This window comes from Noviherbaspirillum sp. Root189 (assembly GCF_001428545.1).
GTDB lineage: Bacteria > Pseudomonadota > Gammaproteobacteria > Burkholderiales > Burkholderiaceae_D > Noviherbaspirillum.
This window is the reverse complement of record NZ_LMHZ01000017.1, coordinates 83,192-96,803: the sequence shown is the minus strand read 5'-3', so window position 1 is coordinate 96,803 and position 13,612 is coordinate 83,192. Positions and strand designations below refer to the sequence as shown.

Here is a 13,612-nt window from a genome sequence, read left to right as displayed (position 1 = left end):
CAAAGCGGTGCCGTATCGTCTGCGGAGCGCGCTCGCCCGGTGAAAGTGAAAACGAGATGAACCGAGAGAATAATTTGCCCGGCTTGCCCATTGCGCGACGTTCGACAACATTTTTCGCGGCCTGGCATCCGATGGCGCTTCGACGCAATTGGCCTGGTTCGGCGATTTGCATCGTCATCGCCTTGGCGGCTACCTTCGTCTCCACGGCGTATGGCGGTCCGCAGCTGCTGTATGCGCTTTTCTTCGGCCTGGCGTTTCACTTCTTGGCACAGGATGCCGTTTGCCTGCCCGGCATTCAGTTCTGCAGCCAGACGCTGTTGCGTACCGGGGTGGCGCTGCTTGGCGCGCGTGTGACGTTCGAACAAATGGCATCGCTGGGATCGAAGTCCTTGATCATCGTGCTGCTCGCGGTCGGTTCCACCATTGCGGTCGGCTGCGCGGTTGCATCCTTCCTCGGACGCGGCAGAACGGAAGGCTTGCTGTCTGGCGGCGCGGTGGCCATTTGCGGCGCATCGGCGGCGCTGGCAATCTCGGCCGTTCTGCCGAAAACGAAGGAAAATGACCAGTTCACACTGCTTGCCGTGGTAGGCGTGACCACGCTGTCCACCTTGGCGATGATCATCTATCCGCTCATCGTGCATTTTCTCGAGCTTGATCACACTTCGGCAGGCGTCTTTATCGGCGGCACCATACACGACGTCGCGCAAGTCGTCGGCGCAGGGTATCTTATTTCCAACCATACCGGTGAAGTTGCGACATTAGTCAAGCTGTTTCGCGTGGCCTGCCTGGTGCCCATTGTCATCGTGGTTTCCTATTCCTACCGCAACAGCATCGATGCGCAGGAACCGGTCGGTACGCCGCTCATTCCCTTCTTCCTGATCGGATTCGTGCTGATGATGGCGGCTAACAGCGTGCACTGGATCCCGCACCTTGCATCGGAATGGATCAACGATGCGTCGCGCTTCTGTCTGGTAATGGCGATCGCGGCGCTGGGTGTGAAGACCTCGTTTCAATCACTGGCTTCGCTCGGATGGAAACCGATTCTCATGCTGGTGTCCGAGACGGTCTGGATCGCGGGGCTGGTCCTCCTGGCGATACGGTTTGCGATGTAGCTGCCGCGCGCGTGGTGGTGGCTCGCGGGCGCGGCCTCGGTTCTAGTGGCAACTTCAGAATGCTGAAGCCAATGGCCGACATGGCGGGTGCAGCGATCGGAGCATCGCGTGCCGCTGTCGATGCCGGCTTCCTCTCCAACGATGTGCAGGTCGGGCAGACCGGCAAGATGATCGCGGCCTTGCAGCAAGAACAGAAGCGGCTGGCAACGTGTACATTACTCGCTCAACTCGTCATAACGAGTTATAATGATGGCTTAAGCCGTATTGGTCGAGGAGCCATGCCGACGCACACCAGTCTTGTATTAATATCCATTGCCATCGGCGTCCTGGTCGGCGCGGCCGGCGTCGGCGGCTTCTTCATGCCGCCGGCCTTGATGCTACTGATAGGTATGGATATCCACCAAAGCATGGCGACCTCGCTATTCACCTTCATATTTACCGGCGTTGCGGGTGCCGTCTATTTTCACAGCAAGGGCAGCATCGATTGGTCGCTGGTGCGGCCGATCTGCCTGAGCGCGGCCGCGACCGGATTTGCCGGCGCATGGATCGGTCACCACTTGAGCATGACCATGCTGTCCCTGGTATTGGCTGCGGTCATTCTCGTCGCGGGCGTCTATACTTTGAGTGCCCGTGGCGATGGTAGTGCATTGCACCTGCCATCCGATGAACGCCGGCGCCGGATGAGGCTGGTGGCCATCGGTGCGTTGACTGGTTTTCTTTCAGGCCTGACCGGCATCGGCGGCCCGGCGCTGTCGGTGCCGTTAATGATGTTGTGCGGCTATTCAGCACTGACGGCGATCGGCGTCGGCCAGGTTCTGCAGATCGTCGGCGCATTGTCCGGTACGATCGCCAATCTGCATTACGTCAGTATCGACTATGCGCTTGCGGCCTTCATAGCCGTTTTTGAAATTGGTGGTGTCCTGCTGGGCGCCTTCATCATTCATCGCGTCGATGCCGCCTTGATCAAGCGCTTCGTGGGTGGCTTGTGCCTGGTGGCCGGAGTTACCTTTCTTCTGCGAACCTTATAACGGAGAACACATGTCCACCACCCTGCTCGAACGCCGGTAACACTTCACCATTTCCATATCCAAGTGACCTATCCGCCTGACGAACTGGGACTTCTTCTCAGTATCGATAGTTGAGGCTCGTTCGTCATCTGCGATTTAGCTACTCTTCCCTTCCCTTTCCATATCGACTGCTGCGGGTTAAACGGACAACGACGTCAGCCCCCCAATTCATGCACGACGCTGTATGTTGCGAACCGCCGCATGCCCTTGGTATCGGGTTGATCCCACGTTTATTCGGACGTTACGTATTCAAGACCGAGAAGTGCCTTACACATTCGGGCGTCTTATGCTCGATGTCACGATACAAAGGCCACGGTGCAGGTTAGTAAAATGGCCGAGAATAACGATTCAAGCAATCACCTTTCCAACCGGGAATGCGTGCAAGTCTGAAAGGGCAATCTTCAGGCGTAACCATGGTCAGCCCGCTTCAATAAGAAAGCGCCTGACAACCGGCGCTGTCTGTCCGATGTGAAAAGCCAGTTTGCGTTCACGCAAGGCCACATCTGATGCGGTAACGCGATCAAAGCGCCGCAAGTGCTCTGTCCATGACTCGTCGACGATCTGCTCCACATAGCGGCCCGGATCCGAAATATCATGCAGTAGATCCCACTTCAGCGCCCCTTGTCTTAGGCGGCTGCGACGGCTGTCCAACATGAGTGCGCGGAATTCGTTGTCATGCTGAGGATCGATGATGTATTCGATTGTGACGACGACGTGGGTTCGTTGTGCCGGGAGATCGAACACCGGCGCTTTCAGTTCGCGCGAGGGCGTTAGGTCTTCTTCTATACCGCGGTCCACTACAAGCCGCTCCGCCGTTAACATAGCCAAAGTGCCAGTGATCGCCGCAACTGCCAAGCTGATCTGGACCGTCTGCAGCGTGGCTACTTGCCCCCAGACGGCCGCGCCGGCCGCGCTTGCCCCCATGATCGCCATCTGGTACATCGACATGCCTCGTGCCCGCACCCAGTTCGGCAAGCCCAGCTGGGCTGAGACACTAAGCGAGTTCGCCGTCGTAATCCATGCCATGCCTGCAAAAAACATCGCTATTACGCCTACGTACACATTCGGCGCGAAGGCAATTACGAAAGTGGCCGCCGATTGCAGCATCGTGCCGCGTACTACTAGGGCATCGCGGGACATCATCCGGCGCAGTTGTGGCAAGAACATGGCCGCCAGGATAGCGCCTGCCCCCATCGACGCCAGTAGTAGGGTGAATGTGCCAGCATCGCCGCCTTGGAGCCCACGGGCTACCAACGGCAGTAGAGCGAGCAGTGCAGTTGAATGAAAAAAGAATAGCGAAATGCGCAACAAGACCGCCTTCAAGCGAGACGACTGGCCAACAAACTGTATGCCCACCCGCATCGCACTCAGCAGACGTTCACGCCCTAGCGGGTTAGGCGGTCTTTCATAACGCCAGCGCATGATGGCAAAACCGCAGATCAATGACAGCACGGCATTAAGCACGAATACATACGCGCTGCCCAGTCCTGCAATGAGTGCGCCGGCAATGAGCGGCCCAATAATGCGCGACGCATTCATTGCAACACCGTTCAGAGCCAGGGCGAGCGGCAACTCGTTGCGAGGCACTAGGTCGGGCACGATGGCCGCAAATACAGGCCATCGCATTGCAAGCCCAATACCGTTCGCAAACGTCAAGGCAAGCAATAGCCAGGGGGTCATCCAACCTGCCAGGATGGTCACCGACAGGACCACGGCCACTGCCGCAACCCAGAATTGGGTCATGATGAAATAGCGGCGGCGATCGAGAATATCGGCGAAAGCGCCGCTTGGTAGTCCCAGCAGGAACACCGGCAAGGTGGAGGCTGTCTGCACCAGCGCAACCCAGATCGGTGCTGTAGTTAGTGAGGTCATCATCCAGGCCGACGCCACGTCATTCATCCACATGCAGATATTGGCCGTCAGCCATACGCTCCAGAGCATGCGGAAGACCGGGCGTTTCAACGGCAGCAAAGGTGACATCGATTCCGCCTCCACATGGGGCGGTAAGGATGGGTGACGCGATGGATCCGGAGGAGGTTCGGTTTGCATGCGAGAATAGGACAAAGGTAGAGGCAGGAACATTGATCTTCAACCTGAGTATTTCATAGATCGACGACGAGGTTTGGCCCTGTCTCAACGCGAAGCGCTATTTCTTGGCCGCAATAAAATAATTATACCAGTCTGCGTAGCCGACCTTTCGGACGGCTTCCGTAAGCGAAAGGCGTGATGCTGCTAACTGCTACCAATACAATTACTACTCGCACAGGGAGGCGCTGTCGATTTTTACAAATAGGGTTGTCAACCATTACTGCTCAATCTTTGAGCGCTTGACCTTCCACAATAATTGGGAGAAGCAGTTTGCCGGCATGAGCGTCGCGGAAAACATGGCATTGCGGGATTTCGACAGTCCGCAATACATCCGCCGTGGATGGCGAGTCGACCGCGCTTCAATGCAGCTCAGAGCCAGGGAGCTCATTGCTGCGTTCAACGTCAAGCCGGCGCTGCCGCAACGCCCGATCGGCACCTTGTCGGGCGGTAATGTACAACGTGCGGTACTGGCACGGGAGCTTGCTGCGGGTGCCAACATCCTCATTGCTGCCAATCCGGTGTTCGGACTTGATTTCAAGGCGGTCTCCGACATTCATGGACGGATTCTCGCTGCGCGCGAGGAAGGCGCTGCGGTGCTGCTCGTCAGCGAGGATTTGGACGAGTTGCTGGAACTATCGGACCGTCTGGTCGTGATGGCAAACGGCCGCATCGTTTATGAATGCGCAACGCGCCATGTTGACCGGGCTACGCTGGGTCGGTACATGGCAAGTCATGTCGACGAAACGCCACTGGAGCAAGCCGCATGACGACACCTGAATGCATCGTGAATGCGGCACCCTGCACTTACCGCTTTCCCTATCGAACGACAGCTCTTATCGTCATCGATATGCAAAGGGATTTCATCGAACAAGGCGGTTTCGGCGAATCGCTCGGCAACGATGTCACGCCACTGGCGCATAGCGTGCCTGCAGTGGCCGGCTTGCTCGCTTTCGCCCGGCGCCAAGGTCTGCTGACCATCCACACACGCGAATCTCACTTGCCTGATCTGTCGGACTGCCCGCCGTCCAAACTTGCGCGTCGCAACCCGATGCTGCGCTCACATATACAGCAGAGCAAGATTGAAGTACGTAAAATCACGTTGCACCGGCTGCATGAGGCGCGATTGGTAACCTAAACGGAGGCACTTCCCCAGCTTTTAAGGTGCCCATCACCCTTATGCGGCCTGTTAGCTTTAGGTACTTCACTGCCTTGAGTAAATCAAACTGCGCACAGCCGGATAAATCTGTTGCTCCCAACGCCGTCCACTGAACACGCCGTAGTGCCCTGCTCCGACCTGCATGTGATGCAATTTTAGACGGGTGGGTATGTTGCGGCAGAGATCATGTGCCGCCATGGTCTGCCCTAGTCCACAGATATCATCGCGCTCACCCTCTACCGTCAACAGGGCCGTATGGTGGATTGCCGCCGGATCGACGCGGCTTCCTTTCCACATCATTTCCCCGCGTGGCAGTGCGTGCTCCTGAAAAACTAGCCGTACCGTCTCCAAATAGAATTCCGCCGATAGATCAAGAACTGCAAAGTACTCCTTATAGAAACGGCTGATCGTATTTGCCTTCGCTGAGTCCTCTTCAAGCAAAGCACGGTGCAACTCGTTGAACGACATGAGGTGCCGTTCCAGATTCATATTGAGGAAAGCTGTCAGTTGCAAAAAGCCAGGATAAACACGGCGCATCGCACCGGGATACCGACAAGGGACGGTGCTAATCAGGTTCTTCTCGAACCAGTGCAGAGGGCGCTTGACGGCAAGTTCGTTCACCGAAGTTGGATTGATACGCGTATCGATCGGCCCGGCCATGAGCGTCAACGTTCTAGGCTGCACCGGATTGCCATCCTCGGCCAGAATGGCGGTAGCACAAAGTGCAGCCACACAAGGCTGGCAGACCGCTACGATATGTGTACCTGGACCCAGCAACGTCAGATAGCGGATCAGGTAGTCGACATAGTCTTCCATATCAAATCCACCGCTTGCAAGGGGCACATTGCAGGCGTTATGCCAGTCGCTGACATACACATCATGATCGGCAAGCATTGTCCGCACGGTCTCACGCATGAGCGTACTGAAATGGCCTGACAGCGGTGCAACAATTAATACCCGTGGCTGTGCCTCGACCGACTCCTTTCTAAAATGCAGCAAGGTCCCAAATGGTAAAACCAGGGCGGGTACTTCACGGACTGCAACATCGCGTGTGCCATGTCCATCATTAACGCTAATGCGGTCAATACCGAAGTTCGGTCGCGTATGGGTAATGCGTGCAGCGGAAACAATTTCCGAAAGTGCACCAATTTGCTTGACAATCTGCTGCTGACGCAGCAACGGACTAGTCACGCTCGCATGCGTCATCTGAAGGATAAGTTGCACCTTCTTAATGAAATCCGCCTGTGCCTGATATACATGATATTGCATGGCCACTCCAGACTGTTATGTTACACAACAATTCATCACTGCGAAGCAAGTAGCACGCCACGATGGCATGCTGCTTGCGTGGCCTCTACCAAAGGTCATGCGTACGGAGGTCGCAAATGGAGCGCACAATCCTCACGATCAGCAGCAAGAACTATTCATCATGGTCCCTGCGTGGATGGCTCATGATGAAATTTTCTGGATTGCCTTTCGAAGAACACATCGTTTCGCTCGACGATCCATCCGTTCGTGCTGAAATTCTACTGCTTGCCCCCTCGATTCTCGTTCCCTGCCTGACTCACAATGGTCTGAAGGTATGGGATACGCTCGCTATCGGCGAATACCTTAATGAAGTCCGGCCGAAGGCAAAATTGATCCCTACGGATTTAGGAGCGCGCACGCATTGCCGTGCCATTTGCGGTGAAATGCACTCGGGATTCACTTCGCTTCGCTCTGCGCTACCTATGAATATCAGAGGTCGATTCGAGAACTTCAAGATATGGGATCGGGCACAGGCGGATATTGGCCGCATCGACTCTATATGGAAGGATTGCCTAACAACCTATGGCGGTCCGTTTTTGTTTGGCAGCACCCCAGGACTTGCGGATGCCATGTATGCGCCGGTGGTGACTCGCTTCATGACCTACCATGTTGAGTTGAATCGAGAAATGGAAGCGTATTGCAAGACCGTTCTGGAATTACCGGCAATGCAGGAATGGACTGCTGCTGCACTCGTTGAACCAGAACAAATCGACGAACTTGAAACGGAATTCTAAGTTAACGGCAATCCCTTAAATGGAGCAGTGCGCCCCATCTTGGGGATGGCAGTGCATCTGTTTGGTTAGCGTCGAAACCCGTCAATCGCCGAATGTCCCTCCTAATGATTGGAGCTAGGTCGATATGAGAATATTTTCTTTGGCGAAATCGTTTATATCAAATCAGGTTCGTAGCGGCAAGAACGGCCTCATATTGACATGTTCCGGTCGTACCATTCCCGAGCCACCTTATGCGCTCATAGAAAGTAGCCGACAGCTCACACTCTATGATCAGTGGCTAGTCAGCCAAGCGCAACAAGAGGCTGAAGTCAATGGTGACGAAGTGCTGCATGCACGTCTACTCCGTATGGACGAAAATCCGTTGAATGAAGAGGTGCGGGAGCTTTTGCATGATTACCTATTCGGCGAATCAACCCCCTGCTTCGGCATCGAAGTTGTCGTTGTAAAGGAAGATAAAAAGGAATAATCATGACGGAAAACGTTGGCTATTGATAGTTTTAAACAAGTCGGCCACCGTAGGCCATCCTCCGCCTCAAGTTCGCTCACTGGGCGCTTTGGTGCTGTGGCCGCATCTGCCTGGGTGGGCTGCTGTCCCTTCCGTTGCCTTCGCACCCAGTTGCCAAGCGTCGCCACCGGCACTCCGAGTCGACGTGCAGTTTCATGCTGCCGCACGAGCGTCGGCTGCGATGGTAAAGCACTTGAGCCCGGGACAAGGAACGAAGGGGCTGACCGATTTTATTGTCAATTTGCCCAAGGAATTGCTCGACTAGGCTTACATTCCACCGTGAAGATTGCTACTGTTGGCATCGATCTCGCAAGGAACGTGTTTCAAATTCATGGCATAGATGGCCACGGGAAAGCGGTATTGTGCAAGAAGCTGGACCGGTCGAAGATGCTGGAATATTTTATCAAGCTGCAACCGTGTCTGATCGGGATGAACGCTTGCGGCAGCGCGCGTTACCGGATGCGCGAGCTGGTGGCAATGGGGCATCCGGCCCGGTAATTGTCCCAGTCAAGCATTCTTTACATTGCTTCTGTTTTGGGCAAAGCGAATGACAGCACGCGCGCCATGAATCGAGTGAAGCGAAGTGCGCGAGCATGAGCACGCACTACGGTACGACTTCCTGGTGCGTTGGTTAAGAAATTCGATTCTGTGAAAATCTATTCACGGCATTCTCGTGTCGTATGTCCAAGGTTCGCTGGCCAGGCGCTCGGCCAGGTAGTCGATCAGGGCCTGCACGCGCGCGGGACGCCTGCGCCCCGGCGGCGTGACGATGTGCAGCGAGATCGGCTCCACCTGCCAGTCGTCCATGGCCGTCTCCAGCACGCCGGACTGCAGGTCCTGCCAGGCCAGGAACTCCGGCTGCAGCGCCAGCCCCAGGCCGGCGCGCAGGGCGGGCTCCAGCGCTTCGGCATTATTGACGAACAGGCGCGCCGGAACGGCCTGGGAGAACTCGCCGTGCCGCTTGTGGCGGAAGCGCCAACTCGTTCCCCCGCGCGTATAGATGTACTGCAGGATGCGGTGGTTGACCAGGTCGCGCGGATGCTGCGGGCGCCCGTGGCGCTCGAAGTAGCCGGGCGCGCCGACCAACAGGAGGCGCACCGTGCATAGGCGTCGCGCCAGCAAGCTGGAATCGACCAGATTGGAGATGCGCAGCGCCAGATCGTAGCGGTCGCCCACCAGGTCCACCATCTTGTCGTCGAACTGCACGTCCAGCGCCACCTCGGGATGGGCTTCCATGAAGCCCGGCAACATCGGCGCCAACCGCGTGATGCCGAACGACATCGGCGCCGCGAGCCGGACCAGGCCCCGCAGGCTCGAGGACTGTTCGGCAATCTCAGCCTCCACCGCCTCGCCATCCTCCAGGATGCGCGAGGCCCTCTCCAGGGCGGCGTAGCCGCTTTCAGTCAAGGACATGCGCCGCGAAGTGCGATGAAACAGCATGGTCTTCATGCGCGCCTCCAGGCGGGTAATAGCCTTCGACACCGTGGCCTGCGACAGCGAAAGCTCGGCCGCGGTACGGGCGAAGGAGCCAGTCTCGGCGACTTTGGCGAAGATGGCCCAGGCTTCCAGGTCCGGTAGTGTTTTCATGTGTCTTCTGAAAATAATGCAAGTCAATGCATGACGGGAGCGTCCCCGGCATGAGATAGGGAGCATATGCCAATCCAATCAAAAATGGAAAGGATGAGATTCCATTCCTTCGATTCTCCACATGATGGAAAAGACCTAAACTGAATCCATCGCAAATAGACCACACAGGAGAACGTCATGATTGAACGCCGTCCTTTCGAAAGCCTCGGTGGAGCCCGCCATGGCTGGCTGGATGCCAAGCATCACTTTTCCTTCGCCGGATATCACGATCCCGATCGCGTGCACTGGGGCGCGCTACGGGTCTGGAACGACGACACCATCGAGCCGGGCACGGGCTTTCCGCCGCATCCGCATGCCGACATGGAAATCATTACCTACGTGCGCGAAGGCGCGATCACCCACCAGGACAACCTGGGCAACAAGGGCCGCACCGTGGCCGGCGACGTGCAGGTGATGAGCGCAGGCACGGGCATCCGCCATGCCGAGCACAACACGGAGCCAGGTATTACACGGATCTTCCAGATCTGGATATTCCCGGACCGGCGCGGCGAGCCGCCGTCCTGGGGATCCAAGCCTTTTCCGGGGGACGACCGTTCCGGCAAGTTCGTGGCCCTGGCCAGCGGCATCCGGGGTGACGAGGATGCGCTGCCGATCCGTGCCGACGCGCGGGTGCTGGGCGCCACGCTGAAGGCAGGGGAGACCGCCGAGTACCGCTTCTCCGGCGCCGGGCGCTACGGCTACCTGGTGCCGGCCGAGGGCAAGGTCGAGGTCAACGGTGTGGCGCTGAATGCACGCGACGGCGCGGCCATCAGCGACGAGGCGTTGATCCGTGTCATCGCCAGCGAGGATGCCGAGCTGATACTGGTGGACGCGCCTGCCTGATCCAGCAGACAGAAATACGCGGGGAGGTTTTGCGGCGTCCTCCGCGCAAGGCCCGGGCCGGTTGCTCCCGCAGCAGCCGCATCGGTACGAATGCAACACGAACAGCAATGCACGCCGCTTCTTTCAACCCATTCCCATCATCGGAGGAGAATTAGTATGTCCAAAAAGTATCTCGAAGTCCTGACACCGCAGAACAGCCAGATCATCTTCATCGACCAGCAGCCGCAGATGGCTTTCGGCGTGCAGTCGATCGATCGCCAGGTACTGAAGAACAACGTCGTGGCGCTGGCCAAGGCAGCGAAAGCATTCAACATCCCGACCACCATCACCACCGTCGAGACCGAAAGCTTCTCTGGCCACACCTATCCCGAACTGCTGGCCGTATTCCCCCAGCACAAGATCCTGGAGCGCACCTCGATGAACTCCTGGGACGACCAGAACGTGCGCGATGCGCTGGCCGCCAACGGCCGCAAGAAGGTCATCGTCTCGGGCCTGTGGACGGAAGTCTGCAACACGACCTTCGCGCTCTGCGCCGCGCTGGAAGGCGGCTACGAAATCTACATGGTGGCCGATGCCTCCGGCGGCACCTCCATCGATGCGCACAAGTACGCCATGGACCGCATGGTGCAGGCCGGCATCGTGCCGGTGACTTGGCAGCAGGTGATGCTCGAATGGCAGCGCGACTGGGCGCGCAAGGAAACGTACAACGAGGTGATCGAGATCGTCACGGAACATTCCGGCGCATACGGCATGGGTGTGGACTATGCCTATACCATGGTCCACAAGTCGCCCGAGCGCGTGAAGCACGGCGAGCGCGTCGGCCCGAACCCGGCCAAGTAAGCCCAGGCAAGCTCTCCTTGCAATCCCCTCGGCGCCTGCTGGGGGAACAGCCATACATGGCCGTGAATCGAGGTGAACCATGAAAATCTACGCCCTTTCCCTAGGCGCCGGCTTGCTGGTCGGCATCATCTACAGCCTGCTCAACGTACGCTCGCCCGCGCCGCCCCTGGTCGCCCTGGTGGGGCTGCTCGGCATTCTCGTGGGTGAACAGATCATCCCGGTCGGCAAGCAATTGCTTGGCGGAACCCCGTTCGCCAGCGCCTGCGACAAGGAACATACCGTCAGCCATCTGTTCGGCCAGTTGCCCGGCCGGCATGCCGGACAGCAGACGGATAAAACAGACCGGATCTGAATAACGTCCTATCCTGAAGTACGTCCGCCAGCATGGCCCGGAGGACGCAACGCCATCGCCGAAGTGCTTGAAAGGAGAGTCCACCGTGGCCGATTCCATTCCCGATATCGTCTTCCACAATGGCCAGATCACCACCCTCGATCGCGCCAATCCCATCGCCAGCGCCGTCGCAGTCAAGGACGGCAAGTTCCTGGCCGTCGGCGCGGACCAGGACATCCTGGCCCTGGCCGGTCCCGCAACGAAGCTCGTCGACCTCAGGCGCCGGCACGTCTTGCCCGGCCTGTTCGACAACCACACACATGTCGTGCGCGGCGGCCTCAACTACAACCTGGAACTGCGATGGGACGGCGTGCGTTCGCTGGCTGATGCGCTCGACATGCTCAAGCGCCAGGTTGCCATCACGCCCGCGCCGCAATGGGTGCGCGTGGTTGGCGGCTTCACCGAGCACCAGTTCGTCGAGAAGCGCCTGCCCACCCTAGACGAGATCAACGCCATCGCGCCGGACACGCCGGTGTTCCTGCTGCACCTCTACGACCGCGCCCTGCTCAATGGCGCGGCCCTGCGCGCCGTCGGCTACACCAGGGATACGCCCGATCCGGTGGGCGGCGAGATCACGCGCGACGGCAACGGCAATCCGATCGGCCTGCTGCTGGCCAAGCCCAATGCCATGATTCTCTACGCGACCCTGGCCAAGGGCCCCAAGCTGCCCTTCGACTACCAGGTCAACTCCACGCGCCACTTCATGCGCGAACTCAACCGCCTGGGCGTGACCGGCGTGATCGACGCGGGCGGCGGCTTCCAGAACTATCCGGAAGACTATGCGGTTATCCAGAAGCTGGCCGACGAGGGCCAGCTGACCGTGCGCCTGGCCTACAACCTGTTCACGCAAAAGCCCGGGCAGGAGAAGGAGGACTTCCTCAAGTGGACCTCCAGCGTGAAGTACAAGCAGGGGGACGACTACTTCCGCCACAACGGCGCCGGCGAGATGCTGGTGTTCTCGGCCGCCGACTTCGAGGACTTCCGTCAGCCGCGTCCCGACATGCCGCCCGAAATGGAGGGCCAGCTGGAGGAAGTGGTGCGCATCCTGGCGCAGAACAAGTGGCCCTGGCGCCTGCACGCCACCTATGACGAAACCATCTCGCGCGCGCTCGACGTATTCGAAAAGGTCGACCGGGACACCCCGCTGGCCGGCATCAACTGGTTCTTCGACCATGCCGAAACCATTTCCGACCGATCCATCGACCGCATCGCCGCGCTCGGCGGCGGCATCGCCGTGCAGCACCGCATGGCCTACCAGGGCGAATACTTCGTCGAGCGCTACGGCGCGAGGGCTGCCGAAACCACCCCACCGATCTCACGCATCCTGGACAAGGGCGTGAAGGTCTCGGCCGGCACCGACGCCACCCGCGTGGCTTCCTACAACCCCTGGGTATCGCTGTCGTGGATGGTGACCGGCAAGACCGTGGGCGGCCTGCAGCTCTATCCGCGGCACAAGCTGATCGATCGCGAGACCGCGTTGCGCATGTGGACCGAGAACGTGGCCTGGTTCTCCAACGAGGAAGGCAAGCGCGGACGCATCCAGGCAGGCCAGTTCGCCGACCTGATCATGCCGAGCAAGGACTACTTCGGCGTGCCCGAAGACGAGATTTCTTTCCTGACCTCAGACCTCACGGTCGTGGGCGGGCGCGTGGTCTACGGCGCGGGCGACTTCGCGCCGCTGGACGACACGCCGCTGCCGCCAGCCATGCCCGACTGGTCGCCCACGCGCACCTTCAAGGGTTACGGGGCCTGGGGCGAGCCGGACGGCGCCGGCAGGAACTCGCTGCAGCCGCCGGGCTACCAGTTGGTCGCCTCCTGCGGTTGCGCCAGCGCTTGCGGCCTGCATGGCCACGAGCACGCGCGTGCCTGGGCCTCGAAGGTGCCGGCCTCGGACCTCAAGGGCTTCTTCGGCGCACTCGGCTGTTCCTGTTGGGCTGTGTAA

The 13,612-nt window shown here is 58.7% G+C and carries 12 protein-coding genes and 4 pseudogenes; 12 read left to right on the top strand and 4 right to left on the bottom strand.

Translation table 11 applies throughout. The features are described 5' to 3' along the window. Nucleotides 1-56: 56 nt before the first annotated feature. The 3 genes and pseudogenes from ASE07_RS29720 to ASE07_RS12520 all read left to right on the top strand — a co-directional run bounded on the left by ASE07_RS29720 (nucleotide 57) and on the right by ASE07_RS12520 (nucleotide 2,140). A complete protein-coding gene (locus tag ASE07_RS29720; RefSeq protein WP_235548448.1) occupies nucleotides 57-1,112 on the top strand; it encodes a YeiH family protein in 1,056 nt (351 codons plus the stop codon). After that, nucleotides 1,106-1,288: pseudogene (locus tag ASE07_RS29715) on the top strand (FAD-binding protein); the annotation flags it as partial. The gene ASE07_RS29720 and the pseudogene ASE07_RS29715, both read left to right, overlap by 7 nt. After that, entirely contained in the window at nucleotides 1,280-2,140 is an 861-nt protein-coding gene (locus ASE07_RS12520; RefSeq protein WP_235548450.1) for a sulfite exporter TauE/SafE family protein, read from the top strand. The pseudogene ASE07_RS29715 and the gene ASE07_RS12520, both read left to right, overlap by 9 nt. 456 nt (nucleotides 2,141-2,596) lie before the next feature. Here ASE07_RS12520 and ASE07_RS12515 read toward each other — a convergent pair whose 3' ends face one another. Continuing rightward, nucleotides 2,597-4,159 (bottom strand): MFS transporter, encoded by a 1,563-nt coding sequence (locus tag ASE07_RS12515; protein ID WP_057291163.1) that lies wholly within the window; start codon nucleotides 4,157-4,159, stop codon nucleotides 2,597-2,599. 380 nt (nucleotides 4,160-4,539) lie between these two features. On the opposite strand from ASE07_RS12515, the pseudogene ASE07_RS12510 reads away from it, so the two are divergent. Together ASE07_RS12510 and ASE07_RS12505 are read left to right on the top strand one after the other, a co-directional pair. Next, a pseudogene (locus ASE07_RS12510) lies at nucleotides 4,540-5,034 on the top strand (ABC transporter ATP-binding protein); the annotation flags it as partial. Further along, nucleotides 5,031-5,402, top strand: a complete 372-nt coding sequence (locus ASE07_RS12505; protein ID WP_057291161.1) for a cysteine hydrolase family protein — start codon at nucleotides 5,031-5,033, stop codon at nucleotides 5,400-5,402. The pseudogene ASE07_RS12510 and the gene ASE07_RS12505, both read left to right, overlap by 4 nt. Before the next feature lie 66 nt (nucleotides 5,403-5,468). Here the strand turns inward: ASE07_RS12505 and ASE07_RS12500 are convergent, their stop codons facing one another. Further along, the gene (locus ASE07_RS12500) at nucleotides 5,469-6,692 is read right to left on the bottom strand and encodes a polyhydroxyalkanoate depolymerase (protein ID WP_057291160.1); all 1,224 of its coding nucleotides are present in this window, start codon (nucleotides 6,690-6,692) and stop codon (nucleotides 5,469-5,471) included. A 116-nt stretch (nucleotides 6,693-6,808) separates the two neighbouring features. On the opposite strand from ASE07_RS12500, the gene ASE07_RS12495 reads away from it, so the two are divergent. Together ASE07_RS12495 and ASE07_RS29285 are read left to right on the top strand one after the other, a co-directional pair. Next, nucleotides 6,809-7,465, top strand: coding sequence for a glutathione S-transferase family protein (locus ASE07_RS12495; protein ID WP_057291159.1), 657 nt, complete (start codon nucleotides 6,809-6,811; stop codon nucleotides 7,463-7,465). Between the two features lie 124 nt (nucleotides 7,466-7,589). Then, nucleotides 7,590-7,931, top strand: coding sequence for a hypothetical protein (locus ASE07_RS29285; RefSeq protein WP_057291158.1), 342 nt, complete (start codon nucleotides 7,590-7,592; stop codon nucleotides 7,929-7,931). Nucleotides 7,932-7,987: 56 nt separating this feature from the next. On the opposite strand, the pseudogene ASE07_RS29710 reads toward ASE07_RS29285, so the two are convergent. Next, a pseudogene (locus tag ASE07_RS29710) lies at nucleotides 7,988-8,137 on the bottom strand (transposase); the annotation flags it as partial. Nucleotides 8,138-8,249: 112 nt separating this feature from the next. Here ASE07_RS29710 and ASE07_RS12485 point away from each other — a divergent pair. Continuing rightward, nucleotides 8,250-8,465: pseudogene (locus tag ASE07_RS12485) on the top strand (IS110 family transposase); the annotation flags it as partial. Between the two features lie 165 nt (nucleotides 8,466-8,630). Here ASE07_RS12485 and ASE07_RS12480 read toward each other — a convergent pair. Continuing rightward, nucleotides 8,631-9,557, bottom strand: coding sequence for a LysR family transcriptional regulator (locus ASE07_RS12480; RefSeq protein WP_057291156.1), 927 nt, complete (start codon nucleotides 9,555-9,557; stop codon nucleotides 8,631-8,633). Between the two features lie 177 nt (nucleotides 9,558-9,734). Between ASE07_RS12480 and ASE07_RS12475 the strand changes: the two genes are divergently transcribed. From ASE07_RS12475 to ASE07_RS12460, 4 genes are all read left to right on the top strand, one after another. Beyond that, nucleotides 9,735-10,439: a pirin family protein gene (locus ASE07_RS12475; protein WP_057291155.1), complete on the top strand. Its 705-nt coding sequence runs from the start codon at nucleotides 9,735-9,737 to the stop codon at nucleotides 10,437-10,439. A gap of 156 nt (nucleotides 10,440-10,595) precedes the next feature. Then, nucleotides 10,596-11,279 carry a hydrolase gene (locus tag ASE07_RS12470; protein ID WP_057291154.1) on the top strand — a complete coding sequence of 228 codons (684 nt, stop codon included), beginning with the start codon at nucleotides 10,596-10,598 and terminating at the stop codon, nucleotides 11,277-11,279. Between the two features lie 79 nt (nucleotides 11,280-11,358). Continuing rightward, on the top strand, nucleotides 11,359-11,631 hold the full coding sequence (locus ASE07_RS12465; RefSeq protein ID WP_057291153.1) for a XapX domain-containing protein: 273 nt from the start codon (nucleotides 11,359-11,361) through the stop codon (nucleotides 11,629-11,631). Nucleotides 11,632-11,716: 85 nt separating this feature from the next. Continuing rightward, nucleotides 11,717-13,612 (top strand): amidohydrolase, encoded by a 1,896-nt coding sequence (locus ASE07_RS12460; protein WP_057291152.1) that lies wholly within the window; start codon nucleotides 11,717-11,719, stop codon nucleotides 13,610-13,612.

Coding starts and splice junctions, on each gene's coding strand:
- ASE07_RS29720 (WP_235548448.1), top strand. CDS start 57: ATGAACCGAGAGAATAATTTGCCCGGCTTGCCCATTGCGCGACGTTCG.
- ASE07_RS12520 (WP_235548450.1), top strand. CDS start 1,280: ATGATCGCGGCCTTGCAGCAAGAACAGAAGCGGCTGGCAACGTGTACA.
- ASE07_RS12515 (WP_057291163.1), bottom strand. CDS start 4,159: ATGTCACCTTTGCTGCCGTTGAAACGCCCGGTCTTCCGCATGCTCTGG.
- ASE07_RS12505 (WP_057291161.1), top strand. CDS start 5,031: ATGACGACACCTGAATGCATCGTGAATGCGGCACCCTGCACTTACCGC.
- ASE07_RS12500 (WP_057291160.1), bottom strand. CDS start 6,692: ATGCAATATCATGTATATCAGGCACAGGCGGATTTCATTAAGAAGGTG.
- ASE07_RS12495 (WP_057291159.1), top strand. CDS start 6,809: ATGGAGCGCACAATCCTCACGATCAGCAGCAAGAACTATTCATCATGG.
- ASE07_RS29285 (WP_057291158.1), top strand. CDS start 7,590: ATGAGAATATTTTCTTTGGCGAAATCGTTTATATCAAATCAGGTTCGT.
- ASE07_RS12480 (WP_057291156.1), bottom strand. CDS start 9,557: ATGAAAACACTACCGGACCTGGAAGCCTGGGCCATCTTCGCCAAAGTC.
- ASE07_RS12475 (WP_057291155.1), top strand. CDS start 9,735: ATGATTGAACGCCGTCCTTTCGAAAGCCTCGGTGGAGCCCGCCATGGC.
- ASE07_RS12470 (WP_057291154.1), top strand. CDS start 10,596: ATGTCCAAAAAGTATCTCGAAGTCCTGACACCGCAGAACAGCCAGATC.
- ASE07_RS12465 (WP_057291153.1), top strand. CDS start 11,359: ATGAAAATCTACGCCCTTTCCCTAGGCGCCGGCTTGCTGGTCGGCATC.